General features: G+C 60.0%; 17 protein-coding genes and 2 pseudogenes. 9 read left to right on the forward strand and 10 right to left on the reverse strand.

Going from position 1 to position 16,689, the window contains the following annotated elements; translation table 11 throughout:
- Window positions 1–70: 70 nt before the first annotated feature.
- Window positions 71–1,948, forward strand: coding sequence for a serine/threonine-protein kinase (locus tag NW814_RS02045; protein ID WP_414405022.1), 1,878 nt, complete (start codon window positions 71–73; stop codon window positions 1,946–1,948).
- Window positions 1,949–2,074: 126 nt separating this feature from the next.
- Window positions 2,075–3,154, forward strand: coding sequence for a RuBisCO accumulation factor 1 (gene raf1 / locus NW814_RS02050; protein ID WP_414405023.1), 1,080 nt, complete (start codon window positions 2,075–2,077; stop codon window positions 3,152–3,154).
- A gap of 38 nt (window positions 3,155–3,192) precedes the next feature.
- Here the strand turns inward: raf1 and sppA are convergent, their stop codons facing one another.
- From sppA to NW814_RS02075, 5 genes are all read right to left on the reverse strand, one after another.
- A complete protein-coding gene (sppA, locus tag NW814_RS02055) occupies window positions 3,193–3,999 on the reverse strand; it encodes a signal peptide peptidase SppA (protein WP_414405024.1) in 807 nt (268 codons plus the stop codon).
- Window positions 4,000–4,074: 75 nt separating this feature from the next.
- Window positions 4,075–4,779, reverse strand: coding sequence for a 3-oxoacyl-ACP reductase FabG (fabG, locus tag NW814_RS02060; RefSeq protein WP_414396123.1), 705 nt, complete (start codon window positions 4,777–4,779; stop codon window positions 4,075–4,077).
- A gap of 31 nt (window positions 4,780–4,810) precedes the next feature.
- A complete protein-coding gene (gene rsmA, locus NW814_RS02065) occupies window positions 4,811–5,656 on the reverse strand; it encodes a 16S rRNA (adenine(1518)-N(6)/adenine(1519)-N(6))-dimethyltransferase RsmA (protein ID WP_414405025.1) in 846 nt (281 codons plus the stop codon).
- Between the two features lie 22 nt (window positions 5,657–5,678).
- Entirely contained in the window at window positions 5,679–7,370 is a 1,692-nt protein-coding gene (locus NW814_RS02070; RefSeq protein WP_414405026.1) for a sensor histidine kinase, read from the reverse strand.
- Window positions 7,371–7,400: 30 nt separating this feature from the next.
- Window positions 7,401–8,507, reverse strand: a complete 1,107-nt coding sequence (locus NW814_RS02075; protein WP_414405027.1) for a PIN/TRAM domain-containing protein — start codon at window positions 8,505–8,507, stop codon at window positions 7,401–7,403.
- A gap of 205 nt (window positions 8,508–8,712) precedes the next feature.
- Between NW814_RS02075 and NW814_RS02080 the strand changes: the two genes are divergently transcribed.
- The 3 genes from NW814_RS02080 (at window position 8,713) to nth (ending at window position 10,808) form a co-directional block, all read left to right on the forward strand.
- Window positions 8,713–8,955, forward strand: a complete 243-nt coding sequence (locus NW814_RS02080; RefSeq protein ID WP_414396728.1) for a NifU family protein — start codon at window positions 8,713–8,715, stop codon at window positions 8,953–8,955.
- Window positions 8,956–9,032: 77 nt separating this feature from the next.
- Window positions 9,033–10,133 (forward strand): RIP metalloprotease RseP, encoded by a 1,101-nt coding sequence (gene rseP / locus NW814_RS02085; RefSeq protein ID WP_414405028.1) that lies wholly within the window; start codon window positions 9,033–9,035, stop codon window positions 10,131–10,133.
- A 6-nt stretch (window positions 10,134–10,139) separates the two neighbouring features.
- Window positions 10,140–10,808 carry an endonuclease III gene (gene nth / locus NW814_RS02090; RefSeq protein ID WP_414405029.1) on the forward strand — a complete coding sequence of 223 codons (669 nt, stop codon included), beginning with the start codon at window positions 10,140–10,142 and terminating at the stop codon, window positions 10,806–10,808.
- A gap of 77 nt (window positions 10,809–10,885) precedes the next feature.
- On the opposite strand, the gene sixA is transcribed toward nth, so the two are convergent.
- Window positions 10,886–11,431: a phosphohistidine phosphatase SixA gene (gene sixA / locus NW814_RS02095; protein WP_414396736.1), complete on the reverse strand. Its 546-nt coding sequence runs from the start codon at window positions 11,429–11,431 to the stop codon at window positions 10,886–10,888.
- A 125-nt stretch (window positions 11,432–11,556) separates the two neighbouring features.
- On the opposite strand from sixA, the gene trxA reads away from it, so the two are divergent.
- From trxA to NW814_RS02110, 3 genes and pseudogenes are all read left to right on the forward strand, one after another.
- On the forward strand, window positions 11,557–11,898 hold the full coding sequence (gene trxA / locus NW814_RS02100; protein ID WP_414396739.1) for a thioredoxin: 342 nt from the start codon (window positions 11,557–11,559) through the stop codon (window positions 11,896–11,898).
- Between the two features lie 120 nt (window positions 11,899–12,018).
- A complete protein-coding gene (locus NW814_RS02105; RefSeq protein ID WP_414405030.1) occupies window positions 12,019–13,083 on the forward strand; it encodes a TIGR00730 family Rossman fold protein in 1,065 nt (354 codons plus the stop codon).
- Window positions 13,084–13,094: 11 nt separating this feature from the next.
- Window positions 13,095–13,721, forward strand: a pseudogene (locus NW814_RS02110) (phosphoribosylanthranilate isomerase); the annotation flags it as partial.
- 70 nt (window positions 13,722–13,791) lie between these two features.
- Here NW814_RS02110 and NW814_RS02115 read toward each other — a convergent pair.
- The 4 genes and pseudogenes from NW814_RS02115 to rbfA form a co-directional block, all read right to left on the reverse strand.
- Window positions 13,792–14,382 (reverse strand): DUF4115 domain-containing protein, encoded by a 591-nt coding sequence (locus NW814_RS02115; protein ID WP_414405063.1) that lies wholly within the window; start codon window positions 14,380–14,382, stop codon window positions 13,792–13,794.
- Window positions 14,383–14,427: 45 nt separating this feature from the next.
- A pseudogene (locus NW814_RS02120) lies at window positions 14,428–14,640 on the reverse strand (helix-turn-helix domain-containing protein); the annotation flags it as partial.
- A 115-nt stretch (window positions 14,641–14,755) separates the two neighbouring features.
- Window positions 14,756–15,532, reverse strand: a complete 777-nt coding sequence (locus NW814_RS02125) for a pseudouridine synthase (protein ID WP_414405031.1) — start codon at window positions 15,530–15,532, stop codon at window positions 14,756–14,758.
- A gap of 274 nt (window positions 15,533–15,806) precedes the next feature.
- Window positions 15,807–16,250, reverse strand: coding sequence for a 30S ribosome-binding factor RbfA (gene rbfA / locus NW814_RS02130; protein ID WP_414405032.1), 444 nt, complete (start codon window positions 16,248–16,250; stop codon window positions 15,807–15,809).
- A gap of 169 nt (window positions 16,251–16,419) precedes the next feature.
- On the opposite strand from rbfA, the gene NW814_RS02135 reads away from it, so the two are divergent.
- Complete coding sequence (locus NW814_RS02135; protein ID WP_414396749.1) at window positions 16,420–16,650, forward strand: hypothetical protein; 231 nt, start codon at window positions 16,420–16,422, stop codon at window positions 16,648–16,650.
- Window positions 16,651–16,689 lie beyond the last annotated feature (39 nt).

Here is a 16,689-nt window from a genome sequence, read left to right on the forward strand (position 1 = left end):
GGAGCTCAGCAGAGTTTTTGCTGGTGGATCCCGCCCCAAGCAAGGAAAGCGATTCCCCTTGGGCTAGACTGTGTCCCGGCGCACCCGCACCACCAAGTCAATCCACGACAGCTACCAGATCCTAGGCTTGGCTGGACAAGGACAGTATGGGCGAGTCTTCTGCGCCCGGCCCCACCAAGGAGGGAAGCTGGTGGCTCTCAAGGAGCTGCCGCTGGAGCGCTTTCCCACCCCTAACCTATTGCGGGAGCTGCGCTATCTGTTGACGTTAAACCACCCCAACATCACCCGCTGTTACGCCCTGGAACATGCCCGCGAGGGGCGCTATCTGGTGTTGGAGTACTGCGAGGGAGGTACCCTGCGGGAGCTGATCAACCAGGTGGAGCAGGGGCTGTGGCTGCCCGTCAAGCTGGTTTTGGGCTTTGTGGATCAGATCCTGGCCGGCCTAGACCATGCCCATGGGCAGGGAGTCATTCACTGCGATGTAAAGCCCGAGAACATTTTGCTCAAGCCCACGCCCCAGGGCTGGCAACTGAAGTTGACCGATTTTGGCATTGCCCGCCAGCCGCAGCCAGTTCCTCGGGAGAGCGCTGCTACCGGCTCACCGGCCTACATGGCTCCCGAGCGGTTCTACGGTCAGTTTAGCCCTGCCTCGGATCTCTATGCGGTGGGAATCATCCTGCTGGAGCTGTTGACGGGCCGGCGGCCCTTTTCCGGATCTCCCCCCCAGTTGATGCACGCCCACCTCAACCAGCGGTTTGTCTGTCCGGAGGGGATCCCGGCGCCTTTGCAGGAGGTGCTAGAGGTGGCTTTGCGCAAGCTGCCCCTGCGGCGGTTCCGCACAGCAGCGCAGATGCGTTCGGCCCTGGCGGCGGTTGCCCAGAAGTGGCAAGAGCCAGCTGCCTGTTGGGTTGGCCCGCGCCTGCTGCGCCAGTCCCCCCCCGGGGTTCAGGTTTGGGACCTGCCAGCCAACGGCGGCTTGCAGAAGTTTTATGTCTGTGAGGATCCCAGCGGCTGCCGTTCCCCCCTGCTGCTGCGAGTTACCCCCCAGAGCTTAGAGTGGCTGGAACTCCAGACCCTTGCCCTGGGGGCGCCGCCGCTGGCCTGTTTTCCCTTGGCCGAGCCCCTGCAGGAGGTGGTGTTCCTGGGGACTTTTCCAGAAGCCCTGGCTGTTTCCAAAAGTAGCCTTCTGCACCTCAGTCCCACCCGCATCCGCACCCTCCTGAGTTTTGAGGAGAGGTGGCAAGCCACCTGGCTAGAGGAGCGCCAGGAGCTCATCTGGGCCACTGCCAAGGAAATTGGGGCAGTGCAATGGCTGCCAACTGGGCCAACTGCAGCTCAACCTTTTCCCGAGTTCCACTGCTACTTCCGCTGGCCTTGGCAGGTGCCAACGGGATCCCTGCCCCGTTTACTGGCCCTCTCGGAGCAGCTGGTGCTGCTGGTAGGGCGGGGACGGCAATGGGTGGACATGAGCGTGTTGCCCTATCCAGGAGTTGGGCAGACGGGAGTGCAGCCGCTTTGCTATCGCCTGCCGCTAGATCCCCGAGGGGAGGTGCTCAGCTTGGGAGAACGGCTGCTATTCGCCCCTAGCGAGGGCGAGAGACAGGGCGGCTGCCCCCACCTTGGCGTAGTCCAGCTCAACCCGCTGCGCCTGCGCCGCTGGTTTTTAAAAGGGTGGCCTGTCCAGATGGCCAAGGCCCCTTGGGGCGTGCTGCTGCTGTGTCAGGAGGGGGAGGGGTTCTTGTCCCTCTGGCTGTACAGCAAGGGGGGGGATCCCTTGGCCCAGGTGGCCGTGCCCGCCGCCTCCAGAGTGTTGCAGGTGGGAAAAAAGGGACGGGTCTGGCTGCAGGTGCCCAAGGCCGGGGAGCTGCAGCGCTTTGAGCTATGGCAATTGGATTTCAACCAGTTGCCAGGGGAGGGCCATGCTGCCCGAGTAATTCCCTTGGACTAACTTGGCCCAGGGAAAGTCCTTAAAATCGTACTCTAACCTGGCCTCGGCGTGGCCAGCTGCCGCCCTTTGGGATTCCAGTGGATCTTTGCCCTGCTTTCTGGTAGTGGTTGCGGAGGAAGCTTTGCCATGAGTCAGCATTTGCCTGAACCCTCCCCCAGCGGGTTGCTGGAGCAGCTGCGGCGCAGGGAGGGAGGGTGGTTGGACTGGGCCAAGGCCTGCCAAAGCTTACAGCACCAGAAAATGACCCCCCAGGCCATCTTTGAGGCCACGGGGCTTGAGCCTGCCCAACAAAACCAGATGGTTGTTGCCGCCCAAGTCTACGAGGGAATGGCCAAGGCAGGCGCCAGCGCGGCCCTCTTGGAGCACTTTGCCCAGCGAGGTAGCGACATCCTCTACGAGCTGCGCATCCTCTCCCCCAAGGATCGCATCCGGGTAGCGGAGCTGGTGGTCAGCCGCAACCTAGGTGCCGGGGAGGCCCACGAGATTGCTCGGGCTGTGAAAAGCTATGCCCAACTGCAGCAGCTTCCGGAAGGGTTTACGGATCACCCCGGCGATGCGGTGGCCTATCAAGCCTGGAAGACTGCCCAGCAAAGCCGCGATCTGCAGGAGCGGACACGGGCCATTGGCCGGGCTCTCCAGTATGTCCACAGCGAAACCGCCCGCCGCCAGATCGAGCAGCTCCTGACGACGCTGGCTCTCGGCTCCCGGCGCAAGCTCTTGCCCAGGCTGTCGGTATTTCGCCCGGAAGAGGAGTTGCCTCGCTTGTTGCCCGTGGCCGGATCCCTGCCGCTAGCCACCGCCACTTGGGAAGGGATCCCTCCTGCTGCACCGCAGGGGCCTTTTGGCTGGGTCAGCAGTGCCGCTGGACAGACGTGGATAGCCTTGCCCGCTTGGCCAGCCCTTCAGAGGGCCGCTGATCCCGTGGCCCTGCAGGTGGAAAATCGACTCCTAGGCTCCCTCTTGGACCAGCCGGTGGCCGCTGAGGAGGAGCGGGATCCCGTCCTGCTAGTGGTCGATCGCGCCGTTCGCACCTGGGAAGGGAGAGCGGGGGTTTTTCTAGTGGATCGGGAGGGATGGCTCTCCCTGGAGTGGATCGACGAGGACTTGCCCCCCTCTCCCCTCTTGGGTCAAGTGCTAATGGCCATACGTCCGCCTCGCATCTTCGATGAGGAGGTGGCCCAAGATCCCTGGCAGCTAGAGGAGTAAGCAGCGGCTCTTTTCACGCGGCCGCTAAGAGGGGCCCTTCAAGGGCCGGTGTAAAGCCACAGGGGCAAGCCAGAAGTACTGACCTCAAAGTGCAACCGTTCCAGGGCCTCTGCGACGGGCAGGAAGCGGGCCCACCCCCTACGCCGGGGCAGCAGATCATAGAACTTGGCCTCTGGTGGCAGCCCTGCGAGTTCAGCCGCCCAGAGGCGAGCATCTTCTTCCGTTCCCAAGCGATCAACTACTCCCAAGTGCAGCGCTTGCTCGCCACTGAAAATGCGGCCATCGGCAAAGGTTTTGACCACGTTCACGCTCAACCGTCGCGCCGCTGCAACGGTGTGCACGAACTGGCTGTAGGTGATGTCGATCAGCTCCTGGAGGATGTTGCGCTCTTCGGGAGTCAGCTCGCGATCGAAGGAGAGGATATCTTTGTAGGGGCCGGACTTAATTACCTTAAAGGAGATCCCAATTTTGTCTAGCAGCTTTTCAAGGTTGTTGCCGCGAATGATGACACCAATGCTGCCAGTGATGGTGCCAGGGTTGCTGACAATTTTTTCCGCTCCCATGGCAATGTAAACTCCCCCCGAGGCTGCGATGTTGCCAAAGCTAGCCACAATGGGGATACCTTTTCGATCCCGCAGGCGCACAAGGGCGCTGTAGATTTCCTGCGAGTCCGCCACCGTCCCGCCAGGACTGTCGATGCGCAGCACCAGGGCAGGGATCTGTTTTTCTTCCACCTCTTTCAAGGCTTTGAGAACCCGCTCCCGGGTTTTGCTATCGATAACTCCCGCCACCTCAATGCGGCCAATTTGCCGACGTAAACCACCCGAGAACCATTGCTTCAGCATAGTAAAGAACGGCACAAAAATAAGCCCATATCTCCTATCATGGAAGGTGCTTGGTGGCTGGGTCAACCAACTGGATTAGACATTGCCATACACCGGGATCGCTGCCCCTCTGAGATCGCGGGCTGCTTCCGAGACCAAAAAGGCAATCACCTGCCCAATCGACTCCGGCTTCACCCACAGCTCTGCCTGCTCAGATCCCATGGCGGCGCGATTGGCGGGGGTGTCAATAATGCTGGGCAGGATGACGTTGGCGGTGATGTCGGTGCCTCTGGTCTCGGCGGCAATGGTGCGGGTGAGGGCCACTACCCCGGCTTTGGAGGCACAGTAGGCCGCCAGCTGAGATCCCGGTTCTACTGCCCCTCGGGAGGCTATCGTTACGATTCGTCCATAACCCTGTTGCCACATCTTGCGCAGGCTGTGCTTGCAGGCCAAAAAAGTGGTGGTGAGATTGAGGTCGAAGTCGCGCCGCCAAGCTTCTAGGCTGTACTCGTGGGTGGGGCCCATGGCAAAGCCACCCACCAGGTGCACCAAGCCATCGACGCGGGGCAGATCGTCAATGAGCCGGGCCACAGCCGCTTCGTTCAGCAAGTCCACCTGCACAAAGCGCACCCGATCCAGACTATTGGCTGGCAGGCGCTGCCGCAAAGCAGCCAGCTCCTCTTCTTGGCGGTAGGTCAAGGTCAACGCTGCCCCTGTGTCCAGGAGCACAGGGGTTACTCCCAGCCCCAGCCCACCGGTACCTCCAGTAACAAGGATCTGTTTGCCCTGGTTGTTGAGCATAGGTTGTTCTGGGTGAGAACTCCCTCTCACCCTACCGCGGTTTTCCCTTGCCGGAAACGGCAGCCATCCTAGGCATCTGCTCCAGCAGTAGATTGCTCAGGGCCAGCCAATCGCCCAGATCCAGCTCTTCGGCGCGCGCCGTGGGGCTGAGGCGGAGTTGGGCCAGAGCGGCGGCCACGGTCTCGCGATCCACGAGCCCTCTTAGAGCGTTGACAAGTTGCTTGCGGCGGGCAGAGAAGCCCTGGCAAACCAGTTGGGAGAACCAGCGGGGATCGCGGGCGGGGGTGGGGGCAGGGCGGGGAGTGAGGCGAACCACTGCTGACTCCACTTGGGGAGGAGGCTGGAAGGCGCTGGGGGGCACGCGACAGATGAGCTCGCACTCAGCTAGGTAACGCACCCGCACACTCAAAGCGCTGTAGGCTTTGCTGCCAGGGCCGGCCTGCAGGCGCTCAGCCAGCTCTTTTTGCACCATCAAGACGATGCGCTCAAACTGCCTCACCGGCTGGGCTGGGGATCCCAGAACTTTCTCCAAAATGGGGCCAGTGAGGTTGTAGGGGATGTTGGCCACCAGCAGGCGGGGCTGAGGCGGGAGCGGCAGGCGCAGAAAATCTCCCTCCAATAGCTGAAAGCGGGACTCGTTGGCAAAGCGCTTGCGCAGCAACTGGCACAGATCCCGATCGATCTCCACTGCCACCACTTGGGCGCCTTGGGCCAACAGCCGCCGTGTTAACTGCCCCGTACCTGGGCCAATCTCCAGCACCCAGGGGGGATCCCTGCCCTCTTGGGGTGGTGGCAACTGGGCGGCCTCCACAATTGCTGCGTGGACAGCAGGATCTTTGAGCCAATGCTGGCCAAAGCGCTTGCGGGGATAGGGCATGGGTGGGCTGTCGGCTGGAGAATCAGGGTGAGACCGGCGTCTTCTCTTGGGGCAGATTGGGATCCCTCCCTGGGAGAGGCTGGCGGTAGAGCGGCACGGTAAAGGTAACGGTGGAGCCCAATCCCTCTCCCAAGCTGTAGAAATGGATCTCCCCCCCCATTGCCTGCACCAGGCGTTGGCTGATGGCCAAGCCTAGGCCGGTGCCCCCGTACTGGCGAGTGGTGGAGCCATCTACCTGGGTGAAGGCCTGGAACAGCTTTTGCTGCTTTTCCAACGACACGCCGATCCCGGTGTCGATAACGCGAATGCGGGCCATCCCTGGCTCGCCAGGCAGGAGGTCTGCTCGCACCGTTACCGAACCCTTGGGGGTAAACTTGATGGCATTGCCCACTAGGTTAAGCATCACCTGCAGCAGGCGTTGGTAGTCGCCATAGAGCAAAATGGGCTCCGCCCTGGGGGGCAGGTGAAAGCTGAGCTGCAATCCCTTTTGACTGGCCTGCAAACTGGTTTTGGCCTCCACATCCTTGAAGAGGTCTTGCAGGTCGCAGGGCTGGAACTGCAACTCCAGTTTGCCGGCTTCAATTTTGGCAATATCCAGCACGTCGTTGATTAAGGACAATAGGTGCAGGGCAGAGCGGTAGGCTTCCTGCAAAAAGTCCAGCTCCTCTTCCCGGCTTTCGGCCATTCCATCCAGTACCAGCCTAATGAAGCCGATGATGCTGTTTAAAGGGGTGCGCAGCTCGTGGGAGGTGTTGGCCAGAAATTGGCTTTTGAGTTGGTTGGCCGATTCTGCTTGGGCGCGGGCCAGCTCTAGCTCTTTGTTTTTCTGAAGCAAGGTTTGGTTAGCCAGTTGCAGACGGGTGGCCAGTTGGCGACTTTGTTCGAGCAACCTGGCGTGGGCAATGGCAGTACCCAAGTAGGTGGCAATAATCTGCAGCAGCTGGAAGTGGCCGGTCTGCCAGGCAGGAGCTGTCTTGGGGGGCAGCACTTCTAGCCAAAGCAAGCTGTTGGGATAGCTGCGGTAGGACATGGCCACGGCTAGGTGGCGTTCTGTTACCACTGGCTCTTCCTGTCTAAGGGCCTGGAGCAAATGGGGGTGATCTCCTAGCCGCAGCGTCTGGTCGAGCAGCGAGGGAGTTTCCGGATAGCGGCGGTACTCGGCGTTAACCGTCAGGAAATCCTGTCCCACCTCGTAGAGGGCAAGTAGACACCGATCCACCCCAAACAACTGCCCCAACTGTTCTACCGTCTGCTGGCACAGCTCGCGGATACCTGCCGAGTGGCCAATGCTGCGCAGAAGCTGAGCTGTAACCGCCTGGAGCGGCTCACCGTCACTGAAGGAATAGGGCGACCTAGGAGTCTTGCTTGTCCCTCCAGCCAAGTTGAAGGGCGTTGCCCCCAGCACCCTGCCCACCACCGCAACAGCTACCACCTCCCCCTCTGTATCCCGCACGGGGTTGAGGCAAAGGTGCAAATGCAGCTTGTAGCGAGGCGAGAGGACTTGGCATTCGTGCTGCAGGGGCTCCCCTGCCGCAAACACCTGGCTGAGCTTGGCTTGGTACTCCTCCCCGTTCACCAACTCCCATCCCTGCTGTCCGGCCACAATCTGCTGCGGGTAGATGCCGTAGCTCTCAGCGCCTTCCCAGTAAAAGCTTTGAAAGCGCTGCTGGCGATCCTGCGTGTAGAGGATGAGATCCGGTCGAAGCACACCCACCTGAAAAACCAAGCTCTTGGGATCCAGAACTTAGGTTTTTGCAGAGGAAGCTGAGGTAGTGGGGTTGGAGTCTCTGTCGGCAAGGCGGGCAAAGAGCATTCGCCCTGCCGAGGTCTGGATGGAGCCAGTAACCACGACCGAGCGAGTTTTGCCTACGGCCCGCTGTCCCTCTTCCACCACCACCATCGTGCCATCTTCCAGATAGCCTACCCCCTGGCCTGGCTCCTTGCCCTCACGAGTAATCTTGATGTCGAAGCTATCGCCAGCGATGTAGATAGGCCGCAAAGCCTCGGCCAGCTCGTTGACATTCAGCACCTTGATCCCTTGCAGCAGAGCTACCTTCTTTAGGTTGTAATCAGTAGTTACCAGCGTCCCGCCCACACTTTGGGCAAGGCGCACCAGCTTCTCGTCGACGGTGTTTAGGTCAGGGTAGTTGGCTTCGTGGATAACAAAGCAGTTGGGGTTGGCCTGGCGAAGGGCCTGCAGCGTATCCAGCCCCCTCCGACCCCGCTCCCGTTTTTGGGGATCGGCCTTGTCAGCGATGGCCTGTAGCTCGGCAATCACAAAGCGGGGAACCACTAGGGTCCCCTCCAGAAAGCCCTTCTCAATCAACTGAGCCACGCGTCCGTCAATGATGGAGCTGGTATCCAAAACCTTAGGGCTGGCTGCCACCACACTCCCTTCTGCTGCCGCCTGTAGGGCATAGTTAGGGTTGAATAGGCGCAATAGCGCCGGGCCGTGGGTATCGGCCAAGCTCACTCCCAAGTAGGCAAAGGAGAGGCTAAAGAAGACAGAGGCCAGGGGTTCCAGAAAATTGTTCAGCTCCTGGGGCAGGGGCAGTAAATAGACAGGAGCCATAGCCAAGTTGGCAATCACCAGCCCAATGACCAATCCTACCGAGCGGCTAATCAGCACATCCGGTGGCAGCGAGCGCACGTTGGCCTCGAAGCGGCGGTAGCCCCAGCGCACCAGGGATCCCAGCGCCAAACCTGCCAAGGCCCCAAAGCCGCCAGTAACCACGCGCGCCCCTTCGACGTTGGCTCCTTCAAGAGCGGCAGGGGGGAGCAGATCTAGGCCGTAGAACCCAAGGCCCGAGCCCGCTAAGATGAAGATTGCAATGAGTAAAACGTCCAACATGGCGCGGAAAGTGCCCCTGCTGGGAATGGCAAGCTGTCAGCAAGGGGCAAACCTGCCCCCTATTCTAGTCTCCGAGCTGAAGGCGGATCTCCTCCCCAAACTCTAGAAAAAGGAGGCTATGCTGAAAAAGGGCGATCCCTGGCCGGCTTAAGTGCTAGTCAAGCTTAACGCCACCAATCAAGGTCTGAGCAAGCTAGAAGGAACCATGGCCCAAACCCTAGAACTAACTGCCGAAAATGTGGAAAAAGTCCTCAACGAGCTGCGCCCCTATCTGCAAGCTGATGGCGGCAATGTAGAGCTGGTGGAGATCGATGGCCCAGTGGTGAAGCTGCGCCTGCAGGGGGCCTGTGGCGCCTGCCCCAGTTCTACCCTAACCCTGAAGATGGGCATTGAGCGCAAGTTGCGGGAGAGGATCCCCGACATCCTAGAAGTGGAGCAGGTGTTCTGAGGATCCCTGCCCCGAGGACTTTGGGCTGAATTCCCCTCTCTTGCGAGGGTAGCTGTCTCCTCTGTTGTTGCCAGCACATGCCGATTCTTCTCTCCATCGCCATCCTAGCCCTCCTCATTCTGGTGCACGAGGCGGGCCACTTCGCAGCAGCCAAACTGCAAGGGATCCACGTCAACCGCTTTTCGCTGGGGTTTGGCCCCGTGCTGTGGCGCTACCAGGGCAAGGAAACAGAGTATGCCATTCGCGCCCTGCCCTTGGGAGGCTACGTAGGGTTTCCTGACGATGACGAGCGCTCCCCCTACCCCCCCGATGACCCGAATCTCTTGAAAAACCGCCCCCTTGCGGATCGCCTGGTGGTGATGAGTGCCGGAGTGCTGGCCAACTTGGCCTTTGCCTACCTGGTGCTGGTGCTGATGTTTGCTCTGCTGGGGATCCCCTCGGTTACCCGCATCCAGCCCGGCATTCTCATTGCTCAGGTAATGCCAGGTAGCCCGGCAGAGCGGGCGGGCCTGCAGGCAGAAGATGTGGTGCTGCGGGCAGCTGACCACGACTACAGCGACCTTGCCGATGCCGCCTCGGCCTTGGCGGCCCTCAACGATTTTCAGACGCTCATCCGCAGTAGCGAAAACCAACCCGTTCCCCTGCAGGTGCGACGAAGGGAAAAAGAAGCGCTGCTGGAGATTACCGTAATCCCGGAGCGGCAAGGGGAGAAAGTAGCCATCGGGGTTAGCCTAGCGCCCAATCAGGAGGTGAACCTGCGCCCCGCCCAAAACCTGGGGGAGCTCCTGACGGAAGCTGGAAACGCCTACCAGCGCTTGGTGACGATGAATCTCACTGGCCTGCAGGAGCTGCTGCGGAACTTCCAAAACACCGCTACTCAGATATCCGGGCCGGTGGGGATCGTCAAGATTGGCGCAGACCTAGCGCGGGATGACGTTGCCAGCTTGTTGAATTTCACTGCCTTGATTAGCATCAACTTGGCCGTCCTTAACCTGTTGCCCCTCCCTGGCTTGGATGGAGGCCACATTGCCTTTTTGATCTTGGAAGCCATCCGTGGCAAGCGGCTGCCCAAGGAGGTCGAAGAGCGGGTGATGCAGACAGGCTTGGCGCTTCTCCTAGGGCTGGGAGTGTTCCTAATCTTCAAAGATACTCTTGCCATTGTCACCGGGTCGGGCTAGTTGCCAATGACCAGCAAGCGGGCTTTGCGCCAAAGAGCCTTGGAGATTTTGCTGCGCCTGAAGCGCCATTACCCCAACTCCAAGTGTACTCTCCACTACCAGACGCCGCTGCAACTGCTGGTGGCGACGATTTTGTCAGCCCAGTGCACTGACGAGCGGGTTAACCAGGTAACCCCAGAGCTGTTTCGCCGCTTCCCCGATGCCCAGGCTCTGGCCACAGCCCCGCGGGAGGAGATTGAGGCTCTAATTCGGCCCACCGGCTTCTACCGCAACAAGGCCAAACACATCCAAGAGGCCTGCCGCAAGATCTTGACAGACTTTGGCGGCCAGGTGCCGCGCACCATGCCGGAGTTGCTCACCCTGCCGGGAGTGGCCCGCAAGACGGCCAACGTGGTACTAGCCCATGCCTTTGGCATTAACGCTGGCGTAACGGTCGATACCCACGTCAAGCGCCTCAGCCGCCGCCTTGGCCTTACCGAGCACGAGGACCCCGTGCGCATTGAGCGGGATCTCATGCAGCTGCTGCCGCAGGTGGATTGGGAGAATTGGTCCCTTCGCCTTATCGAGCATGGCCGAGCCATCTGCACCGCCCGCCAGCCTCTCTGCCAGCAGTGCTTCCTAGCTGATCTCTGCCCCACTGCCTCCCTTCTAAAGCCGGAGGCAGCTGCCAATTGAAATCCGCAGGAGCTGGCCCTCTCTCCGGAGGGAGTCCTCAAGCCCCTGCTTTTTACCTCGGCATGAGCGCGGTCACGCTACCCCAGCATCACCTTGGGAGAGAGCAACAGCGTCAGGGATCCCTGGCCACAATCAATGCGCCCTTGAGCAAAGCGCACGCGAGCCAGGCCTGCTTTCTTGAGGGTAATGGCCTCGGGATGGGCTGGCTGTAGCCCAATGGCTGCCTGTACCCAGAGGCTCAGATCCGGCTGGTGGCCAACTACCGCCAGCGAGGTGAAGGGATCCCGCTCTGTCTGCCAGCGCACCAAGTCGGCAAAGCTGCCGCCGGGGGCCAGCGGCTCAAACACTTCCAGGGCTTCGGCCAAGTTCTCGTCCAAGAAGATCTCTGCCGTCTGCCGCGCTCTGACCAGAGGACTGGTGAGCAGGAAATCCCACTTCCAGCCCATGCTCCTGAGCTGGCGGGCAATTTTGCGACAGCGCTGGCGGCCTTTATCGGTTAGGGCGCGCAGGCTATCCTCCTTCCCTGGTTGGGGCTCTTCGGCTATGCCGTGGCGAACAAAATCCACGGTCACTGCCCTGCCTGTTACCTGACTGTTGTCGTCTGGTTCAAGCTCAAACACCATCGGCACCCGGCAACCTTTCACGTTCCTCCTAGGATACCTTGCCCTGCTCGGGAAAAGCCCAGTGGCGACCCTAGTTGTGATACAATAACTAAGATACTAGATGATGTTTTAGGAGTTCCCCAGGCATGTCTGCGGCAATAGATATTGCTGATGCTACCTTTGAAGCCGAGGTGCTGCGCAGTGAGATTCCAGTTTTGGTTGATTTTTGGGCACCCTGGTGCGGCCCATGCCGGCTGGTAGCTCCTGTGGTGCAGGAGATAGCAGAGCAGTATGCTGGTAAAATCAAGGTTGTAAAAATCAATACCGACGAAAATCCCCAAACTGCCAGTCAGTACGGCGTTCGGAGTATTCCTACCCTGATTCTCTTCAAAGGTGGCCAAAAGGTAGATGTGGTGGTTGGCGCCGTTCCCAAGGCAACGCTGACCACGATTTTGGAAAAGCACCTTGGAGCCTCTGCCGAGGGCTGAGGTTTTGGCCAAGACCAGGGATCTTGCCGGCTCTCCACCAGAAGGCAAGTACTCCAGCCGGGGGAGCCTATTGCAGTAAAAGTGGGTAAAAGAAGTAGACAGAGGATTCTGGATCCCAGCTTGACGGATTCTCTTTCCTTGCTGCTGCAAGAGATTTTTTCCAGTGCGGAAGCTCGTCTCAAGCAGTTACACCACCCCAACCGAACAGCTTGGTTGCGGATCTTGCGGTCGCTGCAGCGGATGGGATCCCTGAAGCTCAGCCGTCTGGACGCCAAGATCCTGGCAGCTACGCTTGAGGATCTGGAGCAGGGTTTTGCCACCTTCCAAAACTACACCCATCGGCGCAAGGTAACAGTCTTTGGCTCGGCGCGTCTAGGGGAGGACAGCCCCGAGTACCAGCAGGCGCAGCTATTTGCCCACCGCATTAGTCAGCTAGGCTTCATGGTGCTGACAGGGGGTGGCGGCGGCATCATGGAAGCCGGTAACCGGGGGGCGGGGCAAGAAAACTCGTTTGGGCTGAATATTCAGCTGCCCTTTGAGCAGGTAGCCAACCCTTTCATTGCCGCCAGCGACCGGGTCATTAACTTTAAGTACTTCTTTTCTCGCAAACTTTTCTTTGTCAAGGAAACAGATGCCCTAGTGCTGTTTCCTGGCGGCTTTGGCACCCAGGATGAGGCTTTTGAGTGTCTGACCCTGATGCAGACCGGGAAGACCAAGCTGATGCCGCTGGTGCTGGTGGACAGGCAAGGCGGCTGCTACTGGAAAGAATGGGATGAATATGTGCGAGAGCACCTGCTCAGCCGCGGCTTAATCAGCCCCGAGGATCTCCACCTTTACTCCCTAACTGACGATGTCGGGGAGGCCTGTCAGCAGATTGTCGATTTCTATCGCATCTTTCACAGCAATCGCTACGTGCGGGAGCTTTTGGTTTTGCGCTTAAACACCAAGCTTTCACCGGAAGCCCTAGAAATTTTAAACCAAGAGTTTGCTGACATTCTCGAGTCGGGCCGGATTGAGCAAACAGAGGCTCTGCCCGAGGAAGCTGAGGAAGACATTGCCCATCTGCCGCGGCTAGTCATGCGCTTTAACCAGCGCAGCTTTGGGCGGCTGTGGCAAATGGTGCGCCGAATCAACAAGCTCCCTCCCGAAAGGTCAGAGCCTTTGATGCACCCTGAACAAAAGTAGCATCAATCCCAATGGGCCGGTTGTTTGTCAAAATCTGCGGCATCACGCGGCAGGATCAGGCCGAAGCCATTGCGGCGCTGGGGGTAAGCGCCCTAGGGTTTGTGGCCGTGCCCAACACGCCGCGCTATTTGCCTCTTTCGGCAGCGCGCTGGGTGGGATCCCTGCCCCGCCATGTGGAAAAGGTAGGGGTTTTTCTGGATCAGGATCCCGGCACCATCGCCACCTGGGTGGAAACGGCTGGCCTCACGGCTGTTCAGCTTCACGGCCAGGAATCTCCAGAGATGTGTCGGCAACTGGGAGAGTGGCTCCCCGGCATCCGCCGCATCAAGGCCCTGCGCATCCGGTGCCCAGCAGACCTGGAGGTGGCCGACCTCTACCGCGACTGTGTAGAGACCTTACTGCTGGATGCCTATCACCCCCAACGGGCAGGTGGCACTGGGCAAACGCTCAACTGGTCGGAACTGGCCTCCTGCTCTCTGCCCTTGCCCTGGCTCCTGGCCGGTGGCCTCAACCCAGACAATGTTCTGCAAGCGCTCAGCCACCTTCAGCCTGCCGGCATCGATCTCTCCAGCGGTGTCGAACGCCAGCCGGGCGACAAAGACCTAGACAAAGTCCGGCGTCTGCTGCAGCAGTTAGCATCCCAAGGTTGGGCGATCGCCCCTGGCCAGTCTCAACCCCCTGCAAGCCAGGAGGGCTCGCGCCCGATCCCTACTGCAGGGATCGAAGGTTCAGCCCTGGCTCAAACCTCACCTCTTTCACCTCTCCAAACCGTCCCATCAGTCCCAGAGGGCGATCGTTGAAGGTCACCAGCACCCCGCCCGCATTGCCAGTGCGCAGCACAATCGATCGCTCGGCTTCCCAGTTCAGCTCCGCCCCCGGCTGTAGGGTAGCCTCAAAAACAGTTTTTCCGTCGGCAATAACCCGCAGCCAAGAAGGATGTTCCACCACGCGAATATCAAGGCGCACTGGCTTGCGCTGCTGGGCTTCCAAGACGTCGGGGAAAACCCCCTCGATGCGCGTCCATTGCTCTAGGGTAGGAAACATCTGGCGAAGGGTCGGCTCGGGGTCTGACTTGCGCTCCAAGGAGTTGGCCGCCGGCGGCTGTAGCTGGGATCCCTCACCGCCCGAACGGCTAGCCAGCCACTGCCCAAAGGGATTGCCCCTGCTCTCCAAAAAAGCCGACAGCCCTCCCACCGCCAGCACGACCAGCCCCACATAGGCAGCCCAGAGGTGGAAGGGTCGCAAAGCAAAGGCGGGCTGTTCGCCAACAGCAGTTCGCGGAGGTGAGGCAGAGGGCATTTTGGCCGATAGCAGCGGCAACGCTTGCCGAGATAGCCTTTCGCCATCCAGCCCTAGGTAGTTGGCGTAGCGTTTGATGAAGCCTTGCACGTAGACTGGCTCCGGCAAGCGGCTTAAGTCGGCTTCCTCCAGGGCCTGCAGGTATTGGGAGCGGATGAAGGTATCGTTAGCTACCTCTGTCAACGTCAGCCCCCGTGCCTCCCGTGTTTGCCGCAACAGGGATCCCAGAGCTTCTAGAGAGTGTGCTGGTTCCTGCATCGTCGCTTACCTGTGAACGCACACTCAGGTAACATCCTCCCCCCAATTCACGGGAGATACCTAACACGCATATGGTAACGTACCCCAAGACGGGATCCTTGCAGATCGCGCTCCCCTACTCTCTGAGCGCTTGGCCATTGCCGGCAAACGAGGCCAGCAAAGCCTGAACCTCCTGGGGCTCCAACCGGCGAAACTGACCTGGCTTGAGGTTGCCAAGGCGCAGCGGGCCAATCGCCTCCCGGTGTAAGCTGAGCACAGGATGACCCAGCTGCTCGGCCACCCGCCGAATTTGCCGCTTGCGGCCTTCAAACAAGACCACCCTCAGCCACGAGGAGTTGGAGTTTTTTCTAAAGGGGGGCGGATCACAAAACTCCACCACTGCCGGCAGAGTAGTAGACCCATCCAAATCGACGCCCTCCCGCCACCGTTGTAGGGTGGCCTGGCTAGGGCGCCCCTGCACCTGCACCCAATAGGTCTTGGGCAGATGATAGCGCGGGTGGGTCAGCTTCAGGGTCAGGTCGCCGTCGTTGGTGAGCAGCAAAGCGCCACTGCTGTCAGCGTCCAGCCGGCCCACTGGATAGAGACGGATCTGCTGGTTCCAGGGTGGCGGAAGCAGATCCAGGACGGTCTTGCGCCCCCAGGGATCCTTGCAGGTAGACAAGACCCCCCGGGGCTTATGCAGGAGCAAAACGTAGCGGGCCAGATCCCCGCAGGAGATTGCCTGCCCATCCACTTCGATGCAATCCCGTTCCGGATCGGCTTTAAAGCCCAGCTCGGTGACCACCTTCCCATTGACCCGAATGCGCCCAGCCAGGATCCAGGCTTCCACCTGGCGGCGGGAAGCTAGCCCTTGCCGAGCCAAAAGCTTCTGGAGCCGCTGGGGTGCTGCCATAGGCACTGGGTAGCAAAGGAAGCAGAACCTTACCTCCTAGGAGGAGGCGGGTGTGGTGCCGGCTCTGGGCAGATAACTAGAGGAAGAGCTGTAGGACACCTTAAGCCTAACAAATCCTAGAACTTTGCGGTTGCTAACCTCTCAAAAGGCAACCGATGAGCTATCGCCCTGCTGGACTGCAAGGTTCACCAACCGGTTGCGGCCTCTTAGGCAGCAGGACGGGTCTCCTCTTACCTCCTGCAACCCGCGATGGTTAAGGGCTGAAATGGTGCAGCTACTGGCCGCCCAACTCCTCGGCCTCGCCACCATCCCCCTCTTCAACCGTTTCCTGGTCTTTGGAGGAGGATCCCTGCTGTCGAGCCTCGGCTTCCCGTTTCAGTTGGTTGAGTAGGGCCAAGACTCGGGACCCCCGTTCCAAGGAGCGATCTTGTAAAAACACCACCGTCGGCACTCGTCGCAGGCCCAGCCGCTGGCCAATCTCCCGCCGCACGAAGGGAGTGGCGGCGGCCAAACCCTCCATTGTTTGCCGCTGGGCTGCTTCGTCGCCATAGATGCTGACGAAGATGCGGGCGTTTTGCAGGTCGCTGGAAACCTCTACGTCCACAATGCTGACCATGCCCGCCCCCACGCGGGCATCCTTGATCTCCGAGAGCAGGATTTGGCTAACCTCCCGCTTGATCTGCTCGGCTACCCGGGCTACCCGTCGCTCTGTTGCCATTTTTCGATCCTCAGGTTCCTATCCTCTGCAAACTTCGGCCCTTGGGGAGTGCTGACTTCTCTGCGCCATGTTCTCAGAACAGTAGCAGATGCTACGCGCCTCTTCTCCTTCCCCCTCTATTTTGGGTCAATGTCCACCCTCTCCTGAGTAGGAATACCTAAAGCCAGCGATGGATGGAGACAAGGTGATCAAAACCCCAGAGGCGCTGCGGCGCTCCGTGGAGCAGTTCATGCTCGATGTAACGGAGCCGCTCGATCCGCTACTTGCCCTCAAGCTAACTCAGGTGGTGGTGATGCTGGGAGATACAGCTTACGCCATGGGCTACAGCGATGGCCAGCGAAGTCTCTGCCCTGGCCGTCTTTTGGGAGATAGACACTGCCGGCAGCCTGAGGGGAATTGAAGAGAGGAAGGAAAAGCAGCCAAGATGGGATCCAGTTGC

It is taken from the genome of Synechococcus sp. R65.1 (genome assembly GCF_047461755.1).
In the GTDB taxonomy this organism is placed as follows: Bacteria; Cyanobacteriota; Cyanobacteriia; order Thermostichales; family Thermostichaceae; genus Thermostichus.